Consider the following 18,705-nt stretch of genomic DNA (forward strand, 5'->3'; position numbering starts at 1 on the left):
CCACCAACAATTTTGCGTATTTTTCTAAGTTTTCTTTAAAATTTGGTAAAACCATGTTCAATCCTTTTCTATATTTATTTTTCTTTCAAAGCAGAAAATAATCCTGCCAAAGCAATTGCACCTGACAAGAGTGCTGTCGATAGAAGAATTGTCTGATCAGCAAGCTCTAACTGATATTCAAAAACCTTTTGAGCTGGCTTGTTTTCCGCAAAAATTCTAAGTTTCATCAAATGTCCTTTCTTATTCTTCGTACTCTCCTAGATAGAGATGTTGAGCCTCTGGGCTGTTAGTGAGGATATCTACATAAGTTTCATAGTCATCAAGCAAGGGCTTTCCTAAAGAGATATCTAGCTCTGGATTCACATTTTTCCCATGGAGAAAGCAGAGATAGAGACGTTCATTGAGCGTCGGAAAGGCTTCAATCGACATGAGCTCAGCCTGACCTACCCGCTCCCAATCTTGCTCTTGGATATCTGGTAGGATATAGGCTTGGAAGAGTCCCATTAGAGGATTATCCTCTGGTTGTCCACTATCCTTATCCGCTAGAACCAAAGAACAACGTCTACCAAAACCTGCAAGTTGGCGCTCCCGTCCCTTCACCGAAACCGTAATCGGATGCCCTTCCATATGGCTGTAAATCCATTCTTTGGGTAGCCGATAATCTAACAGAGGCTCAAGATCTTTGACAATCGTTACAGGACTGTAGCGTAGAAACTGACGAGTGACTGCTTTACAAAAGAGAATATCCTCCTCTTTCAAGGTCACTCCCTTCCAGCAATTGTCCTCCTTAAAATGGTTAAAAAACACCAGATAGGGCTCTCGGACCATTTGCGCTAAGACATAGACGCCATTCCGTAGGCGAATGGAAATGACTTTCCCTGACTTCCAGGGTGTTGCTCTTTTTTTCTTTTCTATCATTAGCCAACCTCAAACCGAGCGAGGATATTTGAATCCATTAGAACAAATCACTATGACTTCCTGTCCTCAGCAAGTTTAAAATCAATTCATCCTTGTCCACTTTATACACCAAAAGCCAATCCGGCTGGATATGACACTCCCGAACACCTTGGAAATGCTTGGAATCAGTCAATTGATGGTCACGATATCTGACAGGAAGTTCTTTTTCTTGAATCAGAAAATGCAAGACTTCTTCAAACAAATCTGCTTTCAATCCACGCCTCATTGCCACCTTAAAATCTTTTTTAAACTGTTTATGATAGCGAATCTTAAGCACGCAAGTCCTTCATCAAGTCTGAGACAGATTCAAAAGACCGACTCATATTCCGATTTTGCTCTACATCCGTGACGACTTGAAGCAATTTCCTGTTTTCATCTATCTTTACATCAAACGGTAGACCCTGATATTGAATAGCCTGACGGAGGAAAATGTTGATGGCTGTAGTCATATCCATCCCTAAATGGTTAAAAACCTGTTGAGCCTGTTCCTTAACCTCACTATCCAAACGAATACTCATACTCGTCTTAGACATATTCTCACCTTCTTTCTATTGATTATTGTAACAAAAAAGAAGGCTATTGTAAATCTATCGAATATACAATAGCCTACTATTAGTTTTGCTGTTTAGTTTTAATCAAGATGAAACTTCATCAACTTTTTATAAATGTTTTGTCTCCATCAAAACAAATCATCAAAGAGACTGAGCTGGTTGTCTTCTGGCATATTGCCAAGGATTCCCATCTCGTCCATCTTTTCCACTAAGGTTGAGGAGACACCGCCACGTTTGCGCAACTCTGTTTTAGAGAGGAATTCTCCTTCTTTGCGAGCTCGCACAATCTGCTTGGCTACGTTTTCTCCCAATCCATCCATGGCGACAAATGGTGGAATAAGGGTATCTCCATCGATGATGAATTCCGTCGCATCACTACGATAGAGATCTAGCTTGCCAAACTTGAAACCTCGCTCCCACATCTCATTGACAATTTCAAGCGTCGTGTAAAGGTCAATTTCTACGTTGGAAGCTTCGTTGTTCTTGCGTTTTTCAGCAATCTCCTTCATCCGCGCTTTCACGGCTTCTAGTCCTGCGCCCATGGTCTTGATATCAAAGGCCTTGGCACGGATTGAGAAGTAAGCACAGTAATAGTAGAGAGGATGATGAACCTTAAAGTAAGCCACCCGCAAGGCCATCATAACGTAGGCTGCCGCATGGGCTTTGGGGAACATGTACTTGATTTTCCCACAAGATTCGATGTACCATTCAGGTACATTGTTAGCCTTCATGGCCTCGATATAGCCATTGCGCTCCTCTTCAGGAATCTTGAGCCACATGCCTTTCCGCACCCGCTCCATGATGGTAAAGGCCATTTTTGGATCTAGGCCAGCATGCATGAGGTAAACCATGATGTCGTCCCGACATCCGATAACGGTTGATAGGTCCGCAATTCCCGCCTTAATCAAGTCTTGGGCATTTCCCAACCATACGTCGGTACCGTGAGACAAACCAGAAAGCTGGAGCAACTCGGCAAAGGTCGTCGGATGGGTTTCATCCACCATGCCTCGAACAAAGTTGGTCCCAAACTCTGGAATTCCCAGCATACCGGTCGAGGTACCGATTTGCTCTGGCGTGACTCCTAGGATATCGGTCCCTGAGAAGAGGGCCATGACCCCTGGATCATCCATAGGGATATCATTCGGATCAATGCCTGACAAGTCCTGAAGCTTCCGAATCATGGTCGGATCATCGTGTCCCAGGACATCGAGCTTGAGGACGTTCTCATCGATATCGTGGAAGTTAAAGTGGGTTGTCTGCCATTCGGCGGTCACGTCATCAGCCGGGTACTGGACCGGAGTAAAGTCATAGACGTCCATATAGTTTGGAATAACAACGATTCCCCCTGGGTGCTGACCAGTCGTCCGTTTGACCCCAGCGGCTCCTTGGGCTAGACGTTCTACCTCTGCATCCCGGTAGTACTTGCCATAATCTCGCTCATAGCCCTTGACAAAGCCATAGGCGGTCTTGGCAGCCACGGTACCAACCGTTCCTGCCCGGAAGGCATATTCTTCCCCAAAGATATCGCGAACATCCAAGTGGGCGCTCGGCTGGTCTTCCCCTGAGAAGTTCAAATCGATATCGGGTACCTTGTCCCCATCAAAACCAAGGAAGGTTTCAAAGGGAATATCCTGTCCATTTTTGCTGAGCTTGTGGCCACAGTTTGGGCAGTCTTTATTAGGCATATCAAATCCTGAACCATAGGAACCATCGGTGATAAACTCACTGTACTGGCACTGACCACAGACATAGTGAGGAGAAAGCGGATTAACCTCGGTAATCCCGATCATGGTCGCCACGAAACTGGATCCGACAGACCCCCGTGAACCCACCAGGTAGCCCCGTTCATTGGAACGATGCACCAAGAGTTGGGAAGCCAGATAGATCACGGCGAAGCCATTCCCAAGGATAGAGGTCAACTCTTTTTCAATCCGTAGATCGACAATATCAGGTAGCGGATTGCCATAGATTTCAAAGGCCTTCTGATAGGTCAATTCGGCAACTGTCTCTTCGGCCTTGTCGATAAATGGCGTATAGAGGTCACCCTTGACCACTTCAACAGGTTCAAAGATTTCTGCCAGTGCGTTGGTATTTTCAATGACCAATTTTCGCGCCAAGTCTTCCCCTAGGAAGGCAAATTCATCCAGCATTTCATTGGTTGTACGGAAATGAGCTTTTGGCAGGGGTGCTGGTTGAGCATTTTCTCCATGACCGATCGTCCGGTTGATCATAGCTCCTTGCCCAAGACTGCGGACAATAATTTCCCGATAAATCTCTTCCTCAGGCTCAAGATAGTGGACATTTCCTGTCGCGAGGACCGGTTTGCCAAGGCGATCTCCCACCTCAATCAAGCTCTTGATGATGTTCTGGAGCTCCTCCATGTCTTTGACCTGCTCTTTGGCAATGAGGGGCGCATAGATGGCTGGAGGCATCACCTCAATAAAGTCATAATACTTGGCTACTTCGACTGCTGCGTCAACTCCTTGAGAAACGACCGCGTCAAAGACCTCTCCTTCAGAACAAGCCGATCCCAGGATCAAGCCTTCTCGATGGGCATCTAAAACTGTCCGCGGAATCCGAGGAACACTCTCAAAATATTGAGTATTGGAAAGAGAGACCAATTTGAACATATTTTTCAAGCCGGTCTGGTTCTTGACATAGATGGTCGCGTGTTTGACCCGTGCCTTTTTATAGGAATCTGGACTAATTAGATCTACATTCAACTTGGCTAGATTGGTCACGCCATGTTTTTCTGCGACATCCTTGATAAAGATAAAGAGCAAGCGACCCGTCGCTTCCGCGTCATAGTTGGCCATGTGGTGGTGCTCCAAGGCAACGCCGAAGCGCTTGGTCAAGGGACCCAAACCATGACGCTTGTACTCTGGATAAAGGTTACGCGCGAACTCTAACGTATCAATCACTGGCTGAGTGATTTTTGGAAGGCCATGACGCTCATAGTTGGCATTCATGAAGCCCACGTCAAAGGTGGCATTATGGGCAACCAACACCGCATCCTGACAGAATTCCTGGAACTCCTCTAGGACTTGTTTCAAAGGTTTGGCATTGCGAACATGATCGTCGGTAATGCCTGTCAGGTCCGTTGTAAAGGCAGAGATAGGATGACCTGGATTGATGAACTCATCGAATTCAGCGATGATATTGCCCTTGTGCATTTTAGATGCGGCAACTTGAATCAAATCATTGTAAATCGCTGAAAGTCCAGTCGTTTCCACGTCAAAAACCACATAGGTTGCTTCATGAAGGTCTAGATCGACTTCATTGTAGGTAATCGGCACACGGTCTTCGACGATATTGGCTTCCATCCCATAGATGAGTTGGATACCAGCTTTCTTGGCAGCCTTATAGCCATGAGGGAAGGACTGCACATTTCCATGGTCTGTGATAGCCACTGCTTTGTGACCCCATTTGGCTGCTTTTGCGACTAGCTCCTCTACCTCAGGTAGGGCATCCATAGTCGACATATTGGTATGGGCATGGAACTCGACCCGACGCTCGCCTTCTGGCATCAGATCCTTGCGCTCATAGTGGACCACTTCTTGGACATCCTGGACATTCATGGTCAAATCTCGGGTAAAGTTATTGACCTCAATATTCCCACGGACCCGCAACCAAGAATTTTTCTTGATCATATCAAACTTCTGAGCTTCTTCTTCATTTTTAGCCCATTTTTGGAGCGAAAAACTGGAGGTATAGTCGGTCATCTTGAAATTGATCAAGACCCGACCTGTCCGCGTCACCTTTTGCTCAACATCAAAGACCACTCCTTCAAAGACAATGCGGTTCTCTTCTGTCGTGATATCAATCATAGGAGTGACTTCTGCCTTATCCAGCTTGGGCTTGGCCACAGCCTTTTTGGCCTTGAAATCAAAGGCTGGTTTTTCCTCTGCTGGTGGTGGGGCCATTTGAGACAAGGACTCCATGGCCCTCAAGGTTTCTTCATTAGCTGCTTGGAAGATTTGATCCTTTTCAGCCTCGAAGGCTTGATGGAGTTCTTCTGTCAACTGGTCATCCGCCTCAACCCGACACTGGAAATGAGGAAAACCAAACTTGGTCAATTGACTAGCAAGATTAGGCAGATGGTTTTTCCGGTGGTGCTCCGTATCCACAGATGAAGGGCCACTAATGATCAACTCTTCTCCTTGAGAGCGGACTTGTAGGTGCTGATACATGCTCTTAAAACCCTGGCTCGCACAGGGACCATCTTCAAAAGCCTCCTGATAATAGGCTTGCAAGAGCTCCTCACTAAAAGTTGGATTCTTCACATGAATCTCAAACACCGCTCGATTTCCTGTCTTTGAAAACTCCTCAGCCAAGCGGTTTTTGAGCTCCTGAAAAATCGTGATGGGAAGAATTTCGGCAAAAACAAAACGAAATTCCCAAACACGACTGAGCTTATGGACGATGACCTCTTGGATTTCAGCCCCTTTAAAAGCGTCTGATTCACGCATTTCCAAAGGCATTCCCAACTGATTCATTAAGATTTCAAAGCTAGTTGACATGATTTCTCCCTGACGAATTACTAGCCTTTATTTTATCATAATTCGCCTAACTTTTCGACTATAAGAAGATCCTTTCAGCTAGTTGGATCAGCTTACAAAAAAGAAGGCTAGGATGTTGAGAATCCTAGTCTTCTACCATTGCTTATTTATTTAAAATGGAAAGAGTTTCAATCAGGTTGTCTGCATGCACTTCAATCGTGTCGCCTGAAGCTTTGATTTTCACTTCTACGACACCGTCAGCTGCTTTCTTTCCGACAGTGATGCGGATTGGCAAACCAATCAAGTCACTATCGCTAAATTTAACACCAGCACGTTCGTTACGGTCGTCTACCAAGACTTCGTAGCCAGCCTTGACCAATTGGTCTTCGATCTTGCTTGTCAATTCAAGAGAAGCTTCATCCTTGACATTGACTGGAATCAAGTGCACATCAAACGGCGCCAATTCTTTAGGGAAGTTGATGCCCCAAGCATAACGGTATTCACCTTTAGGTGTTTTGTTAACAAAGAGGCGAGCGTGTTGTTCCATAACGGCTGAAAGGAGACGGCTAACACCGATACCGTAACAGCCCATGATGATTGGCACAGCACGGCCATTTTCATCCAAGACATCTGCTCCCATACTTGCTGAGTAACGAGTTCCAAGTTTAAAGATGTGACCGATTTCGATTCCACGCGCAAAGTTAAGAATACCTTGTCCGTCTGGTGAGATTTCCCCCTCACGAACTTCACGGATATCCACATACTCAGCAGTGAAGTCACGACCTGGGTTGACACCCGTCAAGTGGTAGCCATCTTCGTTGGCACCAACAACCGCATTGCGGCTATCTTGCACCTTGCGGTCAGCAATGATTTTAACATTTTCTGGAAGATTGACTGGGCCAAGTGAACCAAAGTCCGCTCCCAACAATTCTTTCACTTCTGTCTCAGTTGCAGGTTCCAAGAAGTCTGCTCCAAGGTGGTTTTTCAATTTGACTTCATTGAGTTGGTCATTGCCGACGAGTAGGGCTACAACTGGCTCCTCGTCTGCGATATAAACCAAGGTCTTGATAGTTTGCTCTTCAGAGATCTTCAAGAAGGCTGCGACTTCATCAATCGATTTGACACCTGGTGTTTCCACGCGAGTCACTTCTTCTTCCGTCACAACACGGTTGCTTGGTTTGTAGGCGTTGGTTGCCATTTCCAAGTTGGCCGCATAGCTTGACTCACTTGAGTAGGCAATGGTATCTTCACCAGAAACCATCCATTTGAGCAATTCTGCCTTGATTTCTTCTTGCACTTCTGCAGGAATCTCGTCAAATGATGCAACAGACTTGTCTAACACCACCCAACGGTCAAGGTCTGTACGCGAAGGAGTAATGGCCATAAATTCTTGGCTGTCCTTACCACCCATAGCACCACCATCACCGATGATGGCTTTAAAATCCAAACCACTGCGAGTGAAGATACGCTCGTAGGCTGCCTTGTATTCATCATAGGTCACATCCAAGCTATCGTAGTTAGCGTGGAAACTATAACCATCTTTCATGATGAATTCACGCGTACGAAGGAGGCCGTTCCGTGGACGTTTTTCGTCACGGTACTTAGGCTGGATTTGGTACAAGTTCAGTGGCAATTGCTTGTAAGACTTGACAGAATCACGGACAATTGCTGTGAACGTTTCTTCGTGAGTTGGACCTAGGATAAAGTCTGACTTCTCACGATTTTTCAATTTATACAAGTCTTCACCGTAAGTTTCATAACGGCCAGATTCACGCCAAAGGTCAGCACTGAGAAGGGCTGGAGCCAACATCTCAACCGCACCAATCTTATCAAATTCTTGGCGCATGATCTTCTTAGCTTTTTCGATCACACGGTTAGCCAATGGCAGATATGAATAAACACCTGCTGATACTTGACGAACATAACCAGCACGAAGCATCAAAGCGTGGCTGATGACCTGCGCATCACTTGGCATTTCGCGAAGTGTTGGAATAAGCATTTTACTTTGTTTCATTCAGATTCATTCCTTTTCTATTTCAAAAATAATTTCATAATATCGTTCCAAGTAACGGCAATCATCAAGATAACCATGACCGCCACTCCAGCAAGGGTTAAGTAGGTCTCTACCTCCTGCTTGAGTGGTTTCCGACGAACCAGCTCGATCAAATTGATCAAGATTTTTCCACCATCCAAGGCCGGAATGGGAATCAAGTTAAAGATTCCGATATTGATGGACAACATGGCCATCAGGGACAGGATAGCTGGAAGTCCAAGCTCCGCGGCTTGCGAACTCGCTTTGTAGATCGCTACCGGACCACCTAACTTGTTCAAACTAAAGTGGAAGAGGATATCCTTCAAGGCCGTTAAGATACGAGTTGCTGTGTACCAAGTATCTGTCACACCTGACAGAAGCTTATCGAAAAAGCCCGTCTTGACAGCATTGGTCACACCGATATAATAGCGTCCACCATCTTCTTCTGGTTGGACCGTCACTTTTTGAGTCTTCCCGTCTCGTTCATAGGTAATCGTTACTTCTGGATTTTTTCCTTGGTTATGGGTTGCCTTCTGGACAGAATCTGTCAATTCATCCCAGTTGGAAACCTTGTATTCATTAATCTGAACGATCTGGTCATTGTCTTTTAGACCAGCCTTAGCCACCACTCCTTGAGGAACAACTCGAACATGGTTGCTGTAGTAGTCCACTGCTCCTCCCTGCATAAAGGCCAGGAGCGAGTACACAATAATACTCAGAATAAAGTTGTTCATAGGACCCGCAAAGTTGGTAATGAGTCGTCCCCAGATACTAGCATTTTGATACTGCACATCCAGAGGAGCAATCCGTACTTCTGTCCCATCTTCCTCAACGATGGTGGCATCATGGTGGACGGGATAGGTCTTGGTCTCTTCGATGACGATTCCTGTGATTTCAAGTTTATCCTCAAAATCAAAATCTGTAACATTCATAGGAAGAGCTGTCTGATCGATATTTTTCCCAGAAAGGTTGATCCGAACAACTGTTCCCTCAGGGTTCAAAGTTAGACTGACAGGCGTTCCTGTCTTAATCTCTGTTGTATCTTCGCCCCAGCCTGCCATTCGGACATAGCCCCCCAATGGAAGGATTCGAATAGTATAGGCTGTTCCGTCCTTGCCTACATGGGCAAAAATCTTGGGCCCCATCCCAATCGCAAACTCGCGAACAAGGATGCCTGATTTCTTTGCAAAATAGAAATGGCCGAACTCATGTACCAGGACAATGACGCCAAAAATGATAATAAAGGCAATAAATTGCATACACGCTCCTTCGTTTTATCTGATGATAGGATGATTTCTGTTTAAAACAGACCAAAGAATAGCATCAGTGGGAAAACAAAAATCAAGCTATCAAATCGATCCAAGACGCCACCGTGACCAGGAATAAAACGGCCAGAGTCTTTCACTCCAAAATGGCGCTTGATGGCACTTTCGACTAGGTCACCAAACTGAGCTGCTATACTGAAAAGAATGGTAAAGAGAATCATGGTCACCCAACCGTAAGAGCCTGCAACGGTGCGATCTAGCATCATAAAGATCATCGTCACAACGACAGCACAAGCAATCCCGCCTAGACTTCCTTCAACAGTCTTGTTAGGTGATACTCTTGGCAAGAGTTTTTTCTTACCGAACTGGCTCCCAATAAAGTAGGCCCCTGAATCCGTAGCCCAAACAATAAAGAGGGCCAAGAGAATCTTATCTACACCTGCTAAGCGTGCTTGAATCAAAGCATGGAAACCAAAGCCAACATAAAAACTTGAAGCAATCGGATAGACAACCTCGTCATAGGTGTAGCCTTGCGCCAAGACAGTCGTTCCCATCAATAATAAGACTAAAAGGCCATAGGCGATGAAATTGCCACCTGCTGGTAAGAAGGGAAGGTAACTCTCTAAGGGCAACGCCAACACAAGAGCTGCTAGCATGGCCAAGGCCCCTTCGATGGTTTCAGTTTGCAGACCTTTCATCTTCAACAATTCATGAACACCCAACATAGCGATAAGTCCCACTACAATCTGGAACACAAGGCCTCCCATAAGGACAACTGGGATAAAGAATGCTAGGGCGATTCCCCCAAAAATCACTCGCTTCTGTAAATCTTTTCTCATCTATTTCTCTCCTATACACCACCAAAACGTCGATGACGATGGCTGTATTCTTCTATTGCATCATGCAAGGCCTTTTCTCCAAAGTCAGGCCACATCACATCGGTAAAGTAAAGCTCACTATAGGCTGCTTGCCAAGGTAAAAAGTTACTTAAGCGAAGCTCGCCACTGGTCCGAATAATCAGATCAGGATCTCGCAAGTCCTTGGGTAGACTACTGGTATACAGATAATTGGCAATGGTCTCTTCTGAAATGTCACCCGGATTTAAGTGCGCATCGAGAACTTCTTGAGCAATTTGTTTGACTGCGTGGGTCAGTTCCGCCCGTCCTCCATAGTTCAAGGCAAAATTCAAAATCAAGCCTGTATTGGAGTGGGTTAACACTTCTGCCTTTTCCAGAGCTTCTAAGGTTTCCTTCGGAAGACGGGAAACCTCGCCGATCATCTGGATCTTCACATTATTTCTATGAAGTTCTGGAACAAAGCGATCGTAAAATTCAACTGGAAGATTCATGATAAAGCTCACTTCCTGTTGAGGACGCGTCCAGTTTTCAGTTGAGAAAGCATAGACCGTTAGGACTTGCACTCCCATCTCCTTGGCTGCGATGGTTACTTCTTGCAGAGCCTCCATGCCGGCTTTGTGGCCAAAGACACGAGGTTGCATCCGTTTTTTGGCCCAACGACCGTTCCCATCCATGATGATTCCAATGTGCTTGGGCACTTCTAGGGGAACACTTAATTTTTCTTTCTTTTTAAAACGAAACATGTTTTTCTACCTATTTCACTGTTTTTATCGCTTCATTATATCATAAATCCGCTTAAAATGGCAGTCTAGTCCCTTTTCTAGGGGGCATCTAGCTAAAAATGAAAAAAGCGACCTTTTGATCGCTCTTTCTTATTATTCACCGTCGATGATAGAATCTGAGTCACCAGCGCCTTCAACTGCACCAGCTGTCACTCCTTCGGAAACTGGCAAAACTGTTTTAATAGCTGTCAATTCAAATGTGAGGTATACGCCATCCACATCCAAGACAACGGTTTTACGTTCAGTGTCTACTTCATCAACTGTTCCATACAAACCACCGATGGTAATCACTTCATACCCTTTTTGAAGCTTGTTCAAGCTTTCCATCCGTTTTTGGTATTGTTTCTTTTGGCTACGGCTCATGAAGAACATCATTCCGACCATTAGCGCAAGCATAAATAGCAAGGTTGTACCACTTTGCATACCGTTTCTCCTTTTTAAATCATATATGCTCTACTATAGCAAATTTTATAGGTATTTTCAATACGAACCCTTGATTTTCAAAAAATAAGTCCATGGATGGAGGTGTCCAGCCACTATTCGATCCAGACAGCTTTTCTAGTGCTTTCTTTTTTACAAAAAGAAAAAACCATAAAAAATAGGTTTTTGCTAATCGATTGTGATTCCATATTTTTCATGATTTTTATCATACCATTCAATCAACAACATCGCTGTTTGATAGGTGATGTTTTTAATTTTACTGGTTCCTTTTGTCAAGGTAGCTAGACTCATCTTACTAATATCTGTCTCAGTTGCTACTCTATAACTTGTCACCTTTCCATCCACCATCAATTGAACGACAGCTTCAACTTTCTTATAATCTTTTGTCGAATAAATATCAATTGGATTTTTCATAAAATCTTCCTATCCCCTTAAATTTAGTCTTTTATATATTATATAATTTATTTGTTCATTTATATGAAAATCTTGCTTACAGACGCTTTCTAAGGCATTTTCATGCTGTATTTAGCATCAATTCATGAAAAAACATACCTATTTTTTATCATTTTTCACTTTCTGGGAAAAAAAACGATAAAACTATACCTTATATATTTTTCTTTTGTTGACATAAAAAAGGCTAAGAATTTCTTCTTAGCCTTCTTTTTCAAACTGATTTTCTCTCGGTTATGGTGCTAGATGTCCTAGTTATTCTTCTGAGTTTGTATTCTCTTTAATAACCAATTCTCCATCTTCCATATCTGCTAGCAAGTGTTTCGCGTCAAGGTGATCCAAGTGGAAGTCTGTCACTTTGTCACGGATTTGTTGTTCAACCACCCGACGGAGTGGACGTACGCCCATAACTTCATCATAGCCTTCTTCGGTCATGTATTCTTTGGCAGCATCGCTCACCACCAAGTCGATGTCTTTCTTAGCAAGAGTTTTGTTCACTTCTACTAACATCAAGTCAACAATCTTAGAAAGGTCTTCCTTGCTCAAGTGTGAGAATTCGATCACTGCGTTAAAACGGTTCAAGAATTCAGGACGGAAGAATGGTTTCAAACGATCCATGAGTTCTGGTTTGTCCGCATCTTCTGTCAAGTTGGCTTCGTACCCAAAGCCAGCATTTGAAGTAGCGATGATTACGGTATTCTTGAAGTTGACGGTGTTTCCTTGACCGTCAGTCAAACGACCATCATCCAATACTTGAAGGAGAAGGGTGATCACTTGAGGATCCGCCTTTTCAATCTCGTCAAGAAGGACGATAGAGTATGGATTACGGCGAACACGTTCTGTCAAGGTATTGTTGTTGTCGTCGTAACCGACATAACCGGCAGTTGTACCGATCAATTTAGACACGGCTGTACGGTCGCTGTATTCTGACATGTCCAAACGGATGATGGCATCTTTAGTACCAAACATATCAAGGGCCAATTGTTTAGCCAACTCAGTCTTACCGACACCAGTAGGACCTACGAAGAGGAAGCTACCGATCGGGCGGTTTCCTTCGTCAAAGCCTGCACGGTTCCGACGGATCGCTTTGGCAACGGCTTCAACAGCCTTGTCTTGACCAATAACCTTGGTTTGCAAACGGTGACCCATATCTTTCAAGCGTTCGATATCAGTTGCACCCATTTGTGATACTGGAATACCAGTCATCCGTTCGACAGACTCTGCTACGTCATTGACAGTTGCTGTCACCTTGTGATCTTCTGTATGGTTTGCAATTTGTTTTTCAAGTTCTTCGATCCGAATTTTTGCATTAAGGGCTGCTTCGTAATCTTCTTTAGCAGCTGCAGCTTCTTGTTTCGCTTTTTCTTCTTCAATTTCATGTTCCACAGCATGGACATCTGTCACTGGGTGTTGTGCTGCCAAGTGAGCAGCTGTCACATCGACCAAGTCGATGGCCTTATCAGGCAAGCTACGTTGTGGAATGTATTGAACAGAATAATCAACTGCCGCTTTCAAGACTTCATCTGGCAAGACCACATTGTGGTGTTGTTGATACAGTTCACGGATTCCTTGGAGGATCTTGAAGGTATCTTCAGCAGATGGAGCATTGACCTTGACTTCGTTGAAACGACGAGCAAGGGCAGCATTTTTCAAGATGGTGTTACGGTATTCATCTTGAGTAGTTGCCCCAATCACGGTTAATTCACCACGAGAAAGAGCTGGTTTCAAGATATCCGCAAGACCTTTAGATCCTTGACCATCCCCTGTGCTACCTGCACCAAGGATTTGGTGGATTTCGTCAAAGAAGAGGATAATGTTTCCAGCTTCTTTAACTTCGTTGACCAAGTTTTGAATATTTTCTTCAAAGCTACCACGGTATTGTGTACCAGCTTCTAGACCAGAAATATCAATGGAGATGATTTCTTTGTTCTTGATAGCAGCTGGGACATCCCCATTCACGATAGCTTGGGCCAATCCTTCTACAACGGCTGTTTTACCAACACCAGCATCACCAACAAGAACAGGATTGTTCTTAGTACGGCGAGAAAGAATTTCAGAAGTTTCTTGAATTTCTTTATTACGTCCAATAACTGGATCCAATTTTCCTTCACGAGCTTCTTCAGTCAAGTTACGACCAAGTTTTGCAAGGATCCCATCTTGTTTCATGCCTTTACCTTGATGGTGTTGCACTTGCTCGCTTCCTTCAGTTGGAAGTTGTCCAGTTTGACGGTAAATAGCGAATTCTTCCGGTGTCACTTCACGACCGTTGATCATATAGCGACGGCTTTCAGAACGAAAACCTCCCATGTTTCCCATTAGTTGATTGAAAAGATCATCCATATTGTTAAAGTTGTTATTCATAGTTGTTACCTCTAGTTTACATAATTTTAATTTATTCTTGAAAATGAGTAGCCAATTTGGCTACTTTACGTTTTTTACATAATTTTATTTTACTTTTAAATGAATAGCCTCGAGGGCTAGGATCTTGTATTTCTTCTTTTATCAATTAGTTTTCTATATTTTGGAAATAGCATTTCACCATCTCCTTTCCACTATTGATCCTGTAAACTTTTGAGATTTTCTCAACCTCTTTTTGTTTACATAAATTATTATAAAGCAGACTGGGTTTTTTGTCAACACTTTTTTACATAATTTTTTACATTTTTTAAAAAAATTTTTCCGAAGCAAAAAAACACACCCTTACCAGGGTGTGCCTCTTATCAAATCATGTATTCGACGCTGTAGGTGGCGTCGGATAGAATCCGTGAAAGGAATTGTTTGGTTCGTTCTTCTTTTGGACTGTTGAAGAATTCATGCGGTTCATTTTCTTCGATGATGTGCCCGCCATCCATAAAGATGACGTGGTTGGCCACATCACGCGCGAAGCCCATCTCATGGGTTACGACAACCATGGTTACGCCTTCTTGAGCCAATTGCTTCATGACATCTAAGACGTCCCCGACCAATTCTGGGTCTAGCGCTGAAGTTGGCTCATCCAGCAAGATCACGTCGGGTTTCACTGCGATGGCACGCGCAATCCCGATCCGTTGCTGCTGACCACCTGACAATTGAGAAGGATAGTAATCCTTATAAGCGAGGAGGCCGACTTTTTCAAGGGCGGATTCTGCCCGTTGGATGGCTTCTTCTTTTGGAATCTTCCGAGCCACAATCAGGCCCTCTAAGATATTTTCAATCGCTGTTTTATTAGCAAAGAGATTGTAATGCTGGAAGACAAAGGCTGTCTTTTGGCGGATTTCTAGAATTTCTTTTTTGCTGAGCTTTGAGAGATCATACTCTTTTCCACCCAAAGTCAAACGGCCTGTGTCTGCCTTTTCCAAGTGATTGAGGCAGCGAAGGAAGGTTGTTTTTCCTGATCCAGATGGACCCAAAATAACGACGACATCCCCTTGGTTGACCTTGAGATTAACATCTACCAAGACTTGGTGGTCCTTAAATTTTTTCGATACGTGTTCTACTTCTAACATCTTCTCATTTCTCCTTCTTCTATGCGAGTGTCAGGCGTTTTTCTAAGAGGTTGAATCCCCACTGAATCACCCCACAAATGACAATATAAAGAATAAAAATCACTAAATAGGATTCAAAATATTGATAGCCATAAGAGGCTTCGACCTTGGCAATGGCGGTGATATCCTTGATGGTCATGACAAAGACAAGGGAGGTTCCTTTGACCAAGTTGATGACCAGGTTACACAGATTAGGCAGGGCCGCACGCAAGGCTTGTGGAAAAACAATGCGGATATAGGCTTGGCGGTTGGTCAAGCCAATGGCTTGCGCTGCTTCTAGCTGGCCCTTATCCACCGTCAGAATGGCTGACCGTAAAATTTCAGCCAGACTTCCTGTCGTCATCAAGCTAAAGATGATAAAGGCATAGTAAATGGGATTGATCTCAAAGACATTAAAGTGACTGCCTATGCTCTTAAAAAAGCTATTTAAGAGACTGGGAAAGAGACTATAAAAGAAGAGAATCAAGAGAATCGGAGGTGTCGCGCGGATAAAGGCTAAGTAAATCACTGAGAAACTGCGAACACCTTTGACCTTATAAATCTGACCGAGTGCCAAAAAGAGGGCTGGAAGAAAACTCAAGAGAATCGATACGACCATGATCAGAAGGGTCACTGGAACACCACCCAAGGTGGCTAGAAACGTTTTACTAATAAAATTGAAATCCATAAGCTACCTTTCTGTTACACTGAGTCGTTTTTCAAGCAATTGAGCGGAGAAGGAAATCACAAGGGCAATAGCCCAGTAGATCACTGCTACGGCTGTATAGGTCTCGAGGGAATAATTTCCAAGATTGCGACTGATCAAGTTGTTGCCTGCTCCCATGATATCGATAAAGCCAATGGTATAAGCCAAAGCCGCATCGCGCATGAGGTTCAAGATGGCAGTCGTCATATTTGGAAGAGCCACGCGAAAGGCTTGTGGAAGGACAATCCGCCAAATAGTCTGAGCTGGTGTCAAACCAATACTCAAGCCCGCTTCCATCTGACCTTTTGGAATGGCCAAATAGGCTGCCTTGAAGACCTCAGAGATCATAGCGGCAAAGAGAAGAAACATGGCAACAAGGACAAAGACAAACTTGGACCAGTGGTCAATGTCAATGCCCAACCACCAGTTCAAAAATTGGGGCAGTCCATAAAAGACCAAAAAGAGCAAGACAATCGGAGGGGTACAACGCAAGGTAAAGACATAGCCTTTGGCCAGACCTGCTCCTACCTTATCTTCTGATACTTGTGCCCAGGTCAAAACCAAGCCAAATGCCGAACCTAGAAGCGTCGTTAACACCATCAAAGCTAGGGTCGCTGGTAGGGCTTGGACCAAGGTTGGGAGAAAAGTCCAGACCTTGGAAATGTCGTATGAGACCATGTTTCTTTTCCTTTCTGTATCCGTATAGAAATAAGGAAGCTGGGGCTATGCGCACCCAGTTTCATCTTATTTTTCTTTATCTACATAACTGAAGACATCTTCACCGAAATATTTTTTCGACAATTTAGCAAGTGTGCCATCTTTTTCTAATTCTTTGATAGCCTTGCTGTATGCTTCCGCAAATTTTTCGTTTTTCTTATCCTTATGGATCAATGGGTAAGTTGGAATTCCTTTGTAGGCAAACCAGCTCAGTTTGTCCGCATATTGGTGGTAAGAACCATCTTTATCTGTGACAGCTTTTTCAAAGGAAAGTTTGATGTCAAAGAAGGCATCGTAACGTCCTTCAAGAACCCAAGCATAGGCATCTGCGACTTTGAAAGATTCCGCAGCTGTTAATTCGATTGGTTGGTCTTTATGCTTCTCATTGTATTCTTTAATAACATTCCACTGCGCATTTTGTGGTGAAATTGGAACCAATTTTCCTTTTTCTTTAGCGAAGTCATCGATATTCTTGTATTTATTCGCATCTTCTTTCCGAACGGTAAATCCGATGATACTTGCTCCAATTGGTTCTTTTGGAATGATAAATTTCTTGGCACGTTCTTCGGTATACCAAGCTCCTTTGGTTCCGATATCGTATTTACCAGATTCTAGACCGATCAAGAGATCGTCATCACTTGTTCCAGTGTACTCAAACTTGTAGTCTGGTAGTTTTTCATCAATGGCTTTGAGAACGGCTACTTCATAGCCATCTGATTCCCCTTTTTCATCAACGAAATCATACGGCACGTAGTTTTGCGTGTGGGCCACTTTCAAGGTTGTTACTTTATTAGATCCTGTTGATCCTTTACTTTCGTTTGCGTGGTTCAAGCTTCGACCAATAATCGTTGCACCTGCAAGGGCAAGAACAGCCACCCCACCGATAATCCATGTTTTTTTACTCATATTCTCTTTTCTCGCTTTCTATTTTCCTTATTCTGCTGCAGCTTCACGAATCCATTCGATTCGTTCTTCATCAATGTCACTTGGGATAGTACAATCCGCACCGATGACCAAGCCTGTGGTTCCTGTCTCTGCGATGATGCGTTTGGTTTCTGCTTGGATGGCAGCCTTGTCTCCTGTGTAGAGAAGACCAGTTTTGCCATTTTCAAAACCACCGAGAACCGTGCGTCCACCGAAGATTTCGCGTCCTTCTGCTAGGCTAATCCCTTCGGGTCCGACTGCCCAGTTAATGACTGGGGCTGGATAGTCTGTGAAGAGATGGATATCATTGCGAGCTCCTTCGTAGCCACAGATATGAAGAATATTTACGCCACCGGCTTCCTTAGCTGTCTCTAAGACATGGAGTTCACTAGGCGCGATGACTTGTTTGTAAACTTCCTGACTGACACGCGCATCTTGGATGCTTTGAACACTGAGGTAGATCCCGTCTGCTCCAGCTTCTTTAATGATTCGTTGGCTCAAACTTGCAATATCTTGGCCAATGGTATCCAATACTTTTTTAAGAGTGGCTGCATCTTGATCGATAAAGTTGGCGATCAAGTCATCTCCACCTGACACTTCTCCGACCAACCATTTGAAGTAGGTCACTGGAGCAAAGATGTTGTAGATGGCTACAATGTCCTCTTCAAAACCAGCGCGAATTTTTTTGACCAATTCTACCTGCTCTGTGATCCATGGATGATCTGCTCCAAGGGGTTCAATCCCTGCTAAATCCGAGATGTTTTCAAGGCCCTTGTAAATAGCTGGGTTTGGATAAGCAAAGTAGCCATCACTCATGAGTTTGACAAAGTCTGGTTTGACCTTGTGTAGGAAGTTTTTATGACCATTGAGGTTTTTTTCAATAATTTCAGGATTGGAAAAACCTTTCAACCATTCTTCTTCCCTTGTAAAGTGATGCCAAAAGCCAACTGGCACACGGTCAACTGTTTCTCCTTTAAAAGCTTTTAACACTAATTCTCTTTTTGATGACATGTTCTTACCT

17 protein-coding genes are annotated in these 18,705 nt (G+C 43.9%); all 17 read right to left on the reverse strand.

Annotated elements, in window-relative coordinates; all coding sequences use genetic code 11:
* Window positions 1-74: 74 nt before the first annotated feature.
* The 17 genes from RCH62_RS06715 to RCH62_RS06795 all read right to left on the reverse strand — a co-directional run bounded on the left by RCH62_RS06715 (window position 75) and on the right by RCH62_RS06795 (window position 18,695).
* Window positions 75-227, reverse strand: coding sequence for a hypothetical protein (locus RCH62_RS06715; RefSeq protein WP_048717639.1), 153 nt, complete (start codon window positions 225-227; stop codon window positions 75-77).
* Window positions 228-240: 13 nt separating this feature from the next.
* Window positions 241-918, reverse strand: a complete 678-nt coding sequence (locus RCH62_RS06720) for a hypothetical protein (protein WP_306474891.1) — start codon at window positions 916-918, stop codon at window positions 241-243.
* Between the two features lie 37 nt (window positions 919-955).
* Entirely contained in the window at window positions 956-1,234 is a 279-nt protein-coding gene (locus tag RCH62_RS06725) for a type II toxin-antitoxin system YafQ family toxin (RefSeq protein ID WP_120701288.1), read from the reverse strand.
* Window positions 1,227-1,490, reverse strand: a complete 264-nt coding sequence (locus RCH62_RS06730; RefSeq protein ID WP_306474892.1) for a type II toxin-antitoxin system RelB/DinJ family antitoxin — start codon at window positions 1,488-1,490, stop codon at window positions 1,227-1,229. The genes RCH62_RS06725 and RCH62_RS06730 overlap by 8 nt, the downstream gene beginning before the upstream one ends.
* A 146-nt stretch (window positions 1,491-1,636) precedes the next feature.
* On the reverse strand, window positions 1,637-6,028 hold the full coding sequence (locus RCH62_RS06735; protein ID WP_306474893.1) for a PolC-type DNA polymerase III: 4,392 nt from the start codon (window positions 6,026-6,028) through the stop codon (window positions 1,637-1,639).
* Window positions 6,029-6,170: 142 nt separating this feature from the next.
* Window positions 6,171-8,021 carry a proline--tRNA ligase gene (locus RCH62_RS06740; RefSeq protein ID WP_306474894.1) on the reverse strand — a complete coding sequence of 617 codons (1,851 nt, stop codon included), beginning with the start codon at window positions 8,019-8,021 and terminating at the stop codon, window positions 6,171-6,173.
* Window positions 8,022-8,038: 17 nt separating this feature from the next.
* Entirely contained in the window at window positions 8,039-9,298 is a 1,260-nt protein-coding gene (gene rseP / locus RCH62_RS06745; protein ID WP_048691550.1) for an RIP metalloprotease RseP, read from the reverse strand.
* A 41-nt stretch (window positions 9,299-9,339) separates the two neighbouring features.
* Window positions 9,340-10,143, reverse strand: coding sequence for a phosphatidate cytidylyltransferase (locus RCH62_RS06750; protein WP_023027645.1), 804 nt, complete (start codon window positions 10,141-10,143; stop codon window positions 9,340-9,342).
* An 11-nt stretch (window positions 10,144-10,154) separates the two neighbouring features.
* Entirely contained in the window at window positions 10,155-10,904 is a 750-nt protein-coding gene (locus tag RCH62_RS06755; RefSeq protein WP_306474895.1) for an isoprenyl transferase, read from the reverse strand.
* A gap of 132 nt (window positions 10,905-11,036) precedes the next feature.
* Window positions 11,037-11,366 carry a preprotein translocase subunit YajC gene (yajC, locus tag RCH62_RS06760; protein WP_006595033.1) on the reverse strand — a complete coding sequence of 110 codons (330 nt, stop codon included), beginning with the start codon at window positions 11,364-11,366 and terminating at the stop codon, window positions 11,037-11,039.
* A 186-nt stretch (window positions 11,367-11,552) separates the two neighbouring features.
* Window positions 11,553-11,798: a hypothetical protein gene (locus RCH62_RS06765; RefSeq protein WP_023022151.1), complete on the reverse strand. Its 246-nt coding sequence runs from the start codon at window positions 11,796-11,798 to the stop codon at window positions 11,553-11,555.
* Between the two features lie 291 nt (window positions 11,799-12,089).
* Complete coding sequence (locus tag RCH62_RS06770) at window positions 12,090-14,195, reverse strand: AAA family ATPase (RefSeq protein WP_306474896.1); 2,106 nt, start codon at window positions 14,193-14,195, stop codon at window positions 12,090-12,092.
* A 359-nt stretch (window positions 14,196-14,554) separates the two neighbouring features.
* On the reverse strand, window positions 14,555-15,319 hold the full coding sequence (locus RCH62_RS06775; RefSeq protein ID WP_006595036.1) for an amino acid ABC transporter ATP-binding protein: 765 nt from the start codon (window positions 15,317-15,319) through the stop codon (window positions 14,555-14,557).
* 19 nt (window positions 15,320-15,338) lie between these two features.
* Window positions 15,339-16,025 (reverse strand): amino acid ABC transporter permease, encoded by a 687-nt coding sequence (locus RCH62_RS06780; RefSeq protein WP_306474897.1) that lies wholly within the window; start codon window positions 16,023-16,025, stop codon window positions 15,339-15,341.
* 3 nt (window positions 16,026-16,028) lie between these two features.
* Complete coding sequence (locus RCH62_RS06785) at window positions 16,029-16,721, reverse strand: amino acid ABC transporter permease (protein WP_306474898.1); 693 nt, start codon at window positions 16,719-16,721, stop codon at window positions 16,029-16,031.
* 66 nt (window positions 16,722-16,787) lie between these two features.
* The gene (locus RCH62_RS06790) at window positions 16,788-17,666 is read right to left on the reverse strand and encodes a transporter substrate-binding domain-containing protein (protein ID WP_023022149.1); all 879 of its coding nucleotides are present in this window, start codon (window positions 17,664-17,666) and stop codon (window positions 16,788-16,790) included.
* A 27-nt stretch (window positions 17,667-17,693) separates the two neighbouring features.
* Complete coding sequence (locus RCH62_RS06795; protein WP_120701297.1) at window positions 17,694-18,695, reverse strand: uroporphyrinogen decarboxylase family protein; 1,002 nt, start codon at window positions 18,693-18,695, stop codon at window positions 17,694-17,696.
* Window positions 18,696-18,705 lie beyond the last annotated feature (10 nt).

Origin of the sequence: Streptococcus sp. (genome assembly GCF_030825805.1) — a bacterium.
GTDB lineage: Bacteria > Bacillota > Bacilli > Lactobacillales > Streptococcaceae > Streptococcus.

Coding starts and splice junctions, on each gene's coding strand:
- RCH62_RS06755 (WP_306474895.1), bottom strand. CDS start 10,904: ATGTTTCGTTTTAAAAAGAAAGAAAAATTAAGTGTTCCCCTAGAAGTG.
- RCH62_RS06735 (WP_306474893.1), bottom strand. CDS start 6,028: ATGTCAACTAGCTTTGAAATCTTAATGAATCAGTTGGGAATGCCTTTG.
- RCH62_RS06785 (WP_306474898.1), bottom strand. CDS start 16,721: ATGGTCTCATACGACATTTCCAAGGTCTGGACTTTTCTCCCAACCTTG.
- RCH62_RS06795 (WP_120701297.1), bottom strand. CDS start 18,695: ATGTCATCAAAAAGAGAATTAGTGTTAAAAGCTTTTAAAGGAGAAACA.
- RCH62_RS06730 (WP_306474892.1), bottom strand. CDS start 1,490: ATGTCTAAGACGAGTATGAGTATTCGTTTGGATAGTGAGGTTAAGGAA.
- RCH62_RS06780 (WP_306474897.1), bottom strand. CDS start 16,025: ATGGATTTCAATTTTATTAGTAAAACGTTTCTAGCCACCTTGGGTGGT.
- RCH62_RS06790 (WP_023022149.1), bottom strand. CDS start 17,666: ATGAGTAAAAAAACATGGATTATCGGTGGGGTGGCTGTTCTTGCCCTT.
- yajC (WP_006595033.1), bottom strand. CDS start 11,366: ATGCAAAGTGGTACAACCTTGCTATTTATGCTTGCGCTAATGGTCGGA.
- RCH62_RS06770 (WP_306474896.1), bottom strand. CDS start 14,195: ATGAATAACAACTTTAACAATATGGATGATCTTTTCAATCAACTAATG.
- RCH62_RS06775 (WP_006595036.1), bottom strand. CDS start 15,319: ATGTTAGAAGTAGAACACGTATCGAAAAAATTTAAGGACCACCAAGTC.
- RCH62_RS06750 (WP_023027645.1), bottom strand. CDS start 10,143: ATGAGAAAAGATTTACAGAAGCGAGTGATTTTTGGGGGAATCGCCCTA.
- rseP (WP_048691550.1), bottom strand. CDS start 9,298: ATGCAATTTATTGCCTTTATTATCATTTTTGGCGTCATTGTCCTGGTA.
- RCH62_RS06765 (WP_023022151.1), bottom strand. CDS start 11,798: ATGAAAAATCCAATTGATATTTATTCGACAAAAGATTATAAGAAAGTT.
- RCH62_RS06720 (WP_306474891.1), bottom strand. CDS start 918: ATGATAGAAAAGAAAAAAAGAGCAACACCCTGGAAGTCAGGGAAAGTC.
- RCH62_RS06740 (WP_306474894.1), bottom strand. CDS start 8,021: ATGAAACAAAGTAAAATGCTTATTCCAACACTTCGCGAAATGCCAAGT.
- RCH62_RS06715 (WP_048717639.1), bottom strand. CDS start 227: ATGAAACTTAGAATTTTTGCGGAAAACAAGCCAGCTCAAAAGGTTTTT.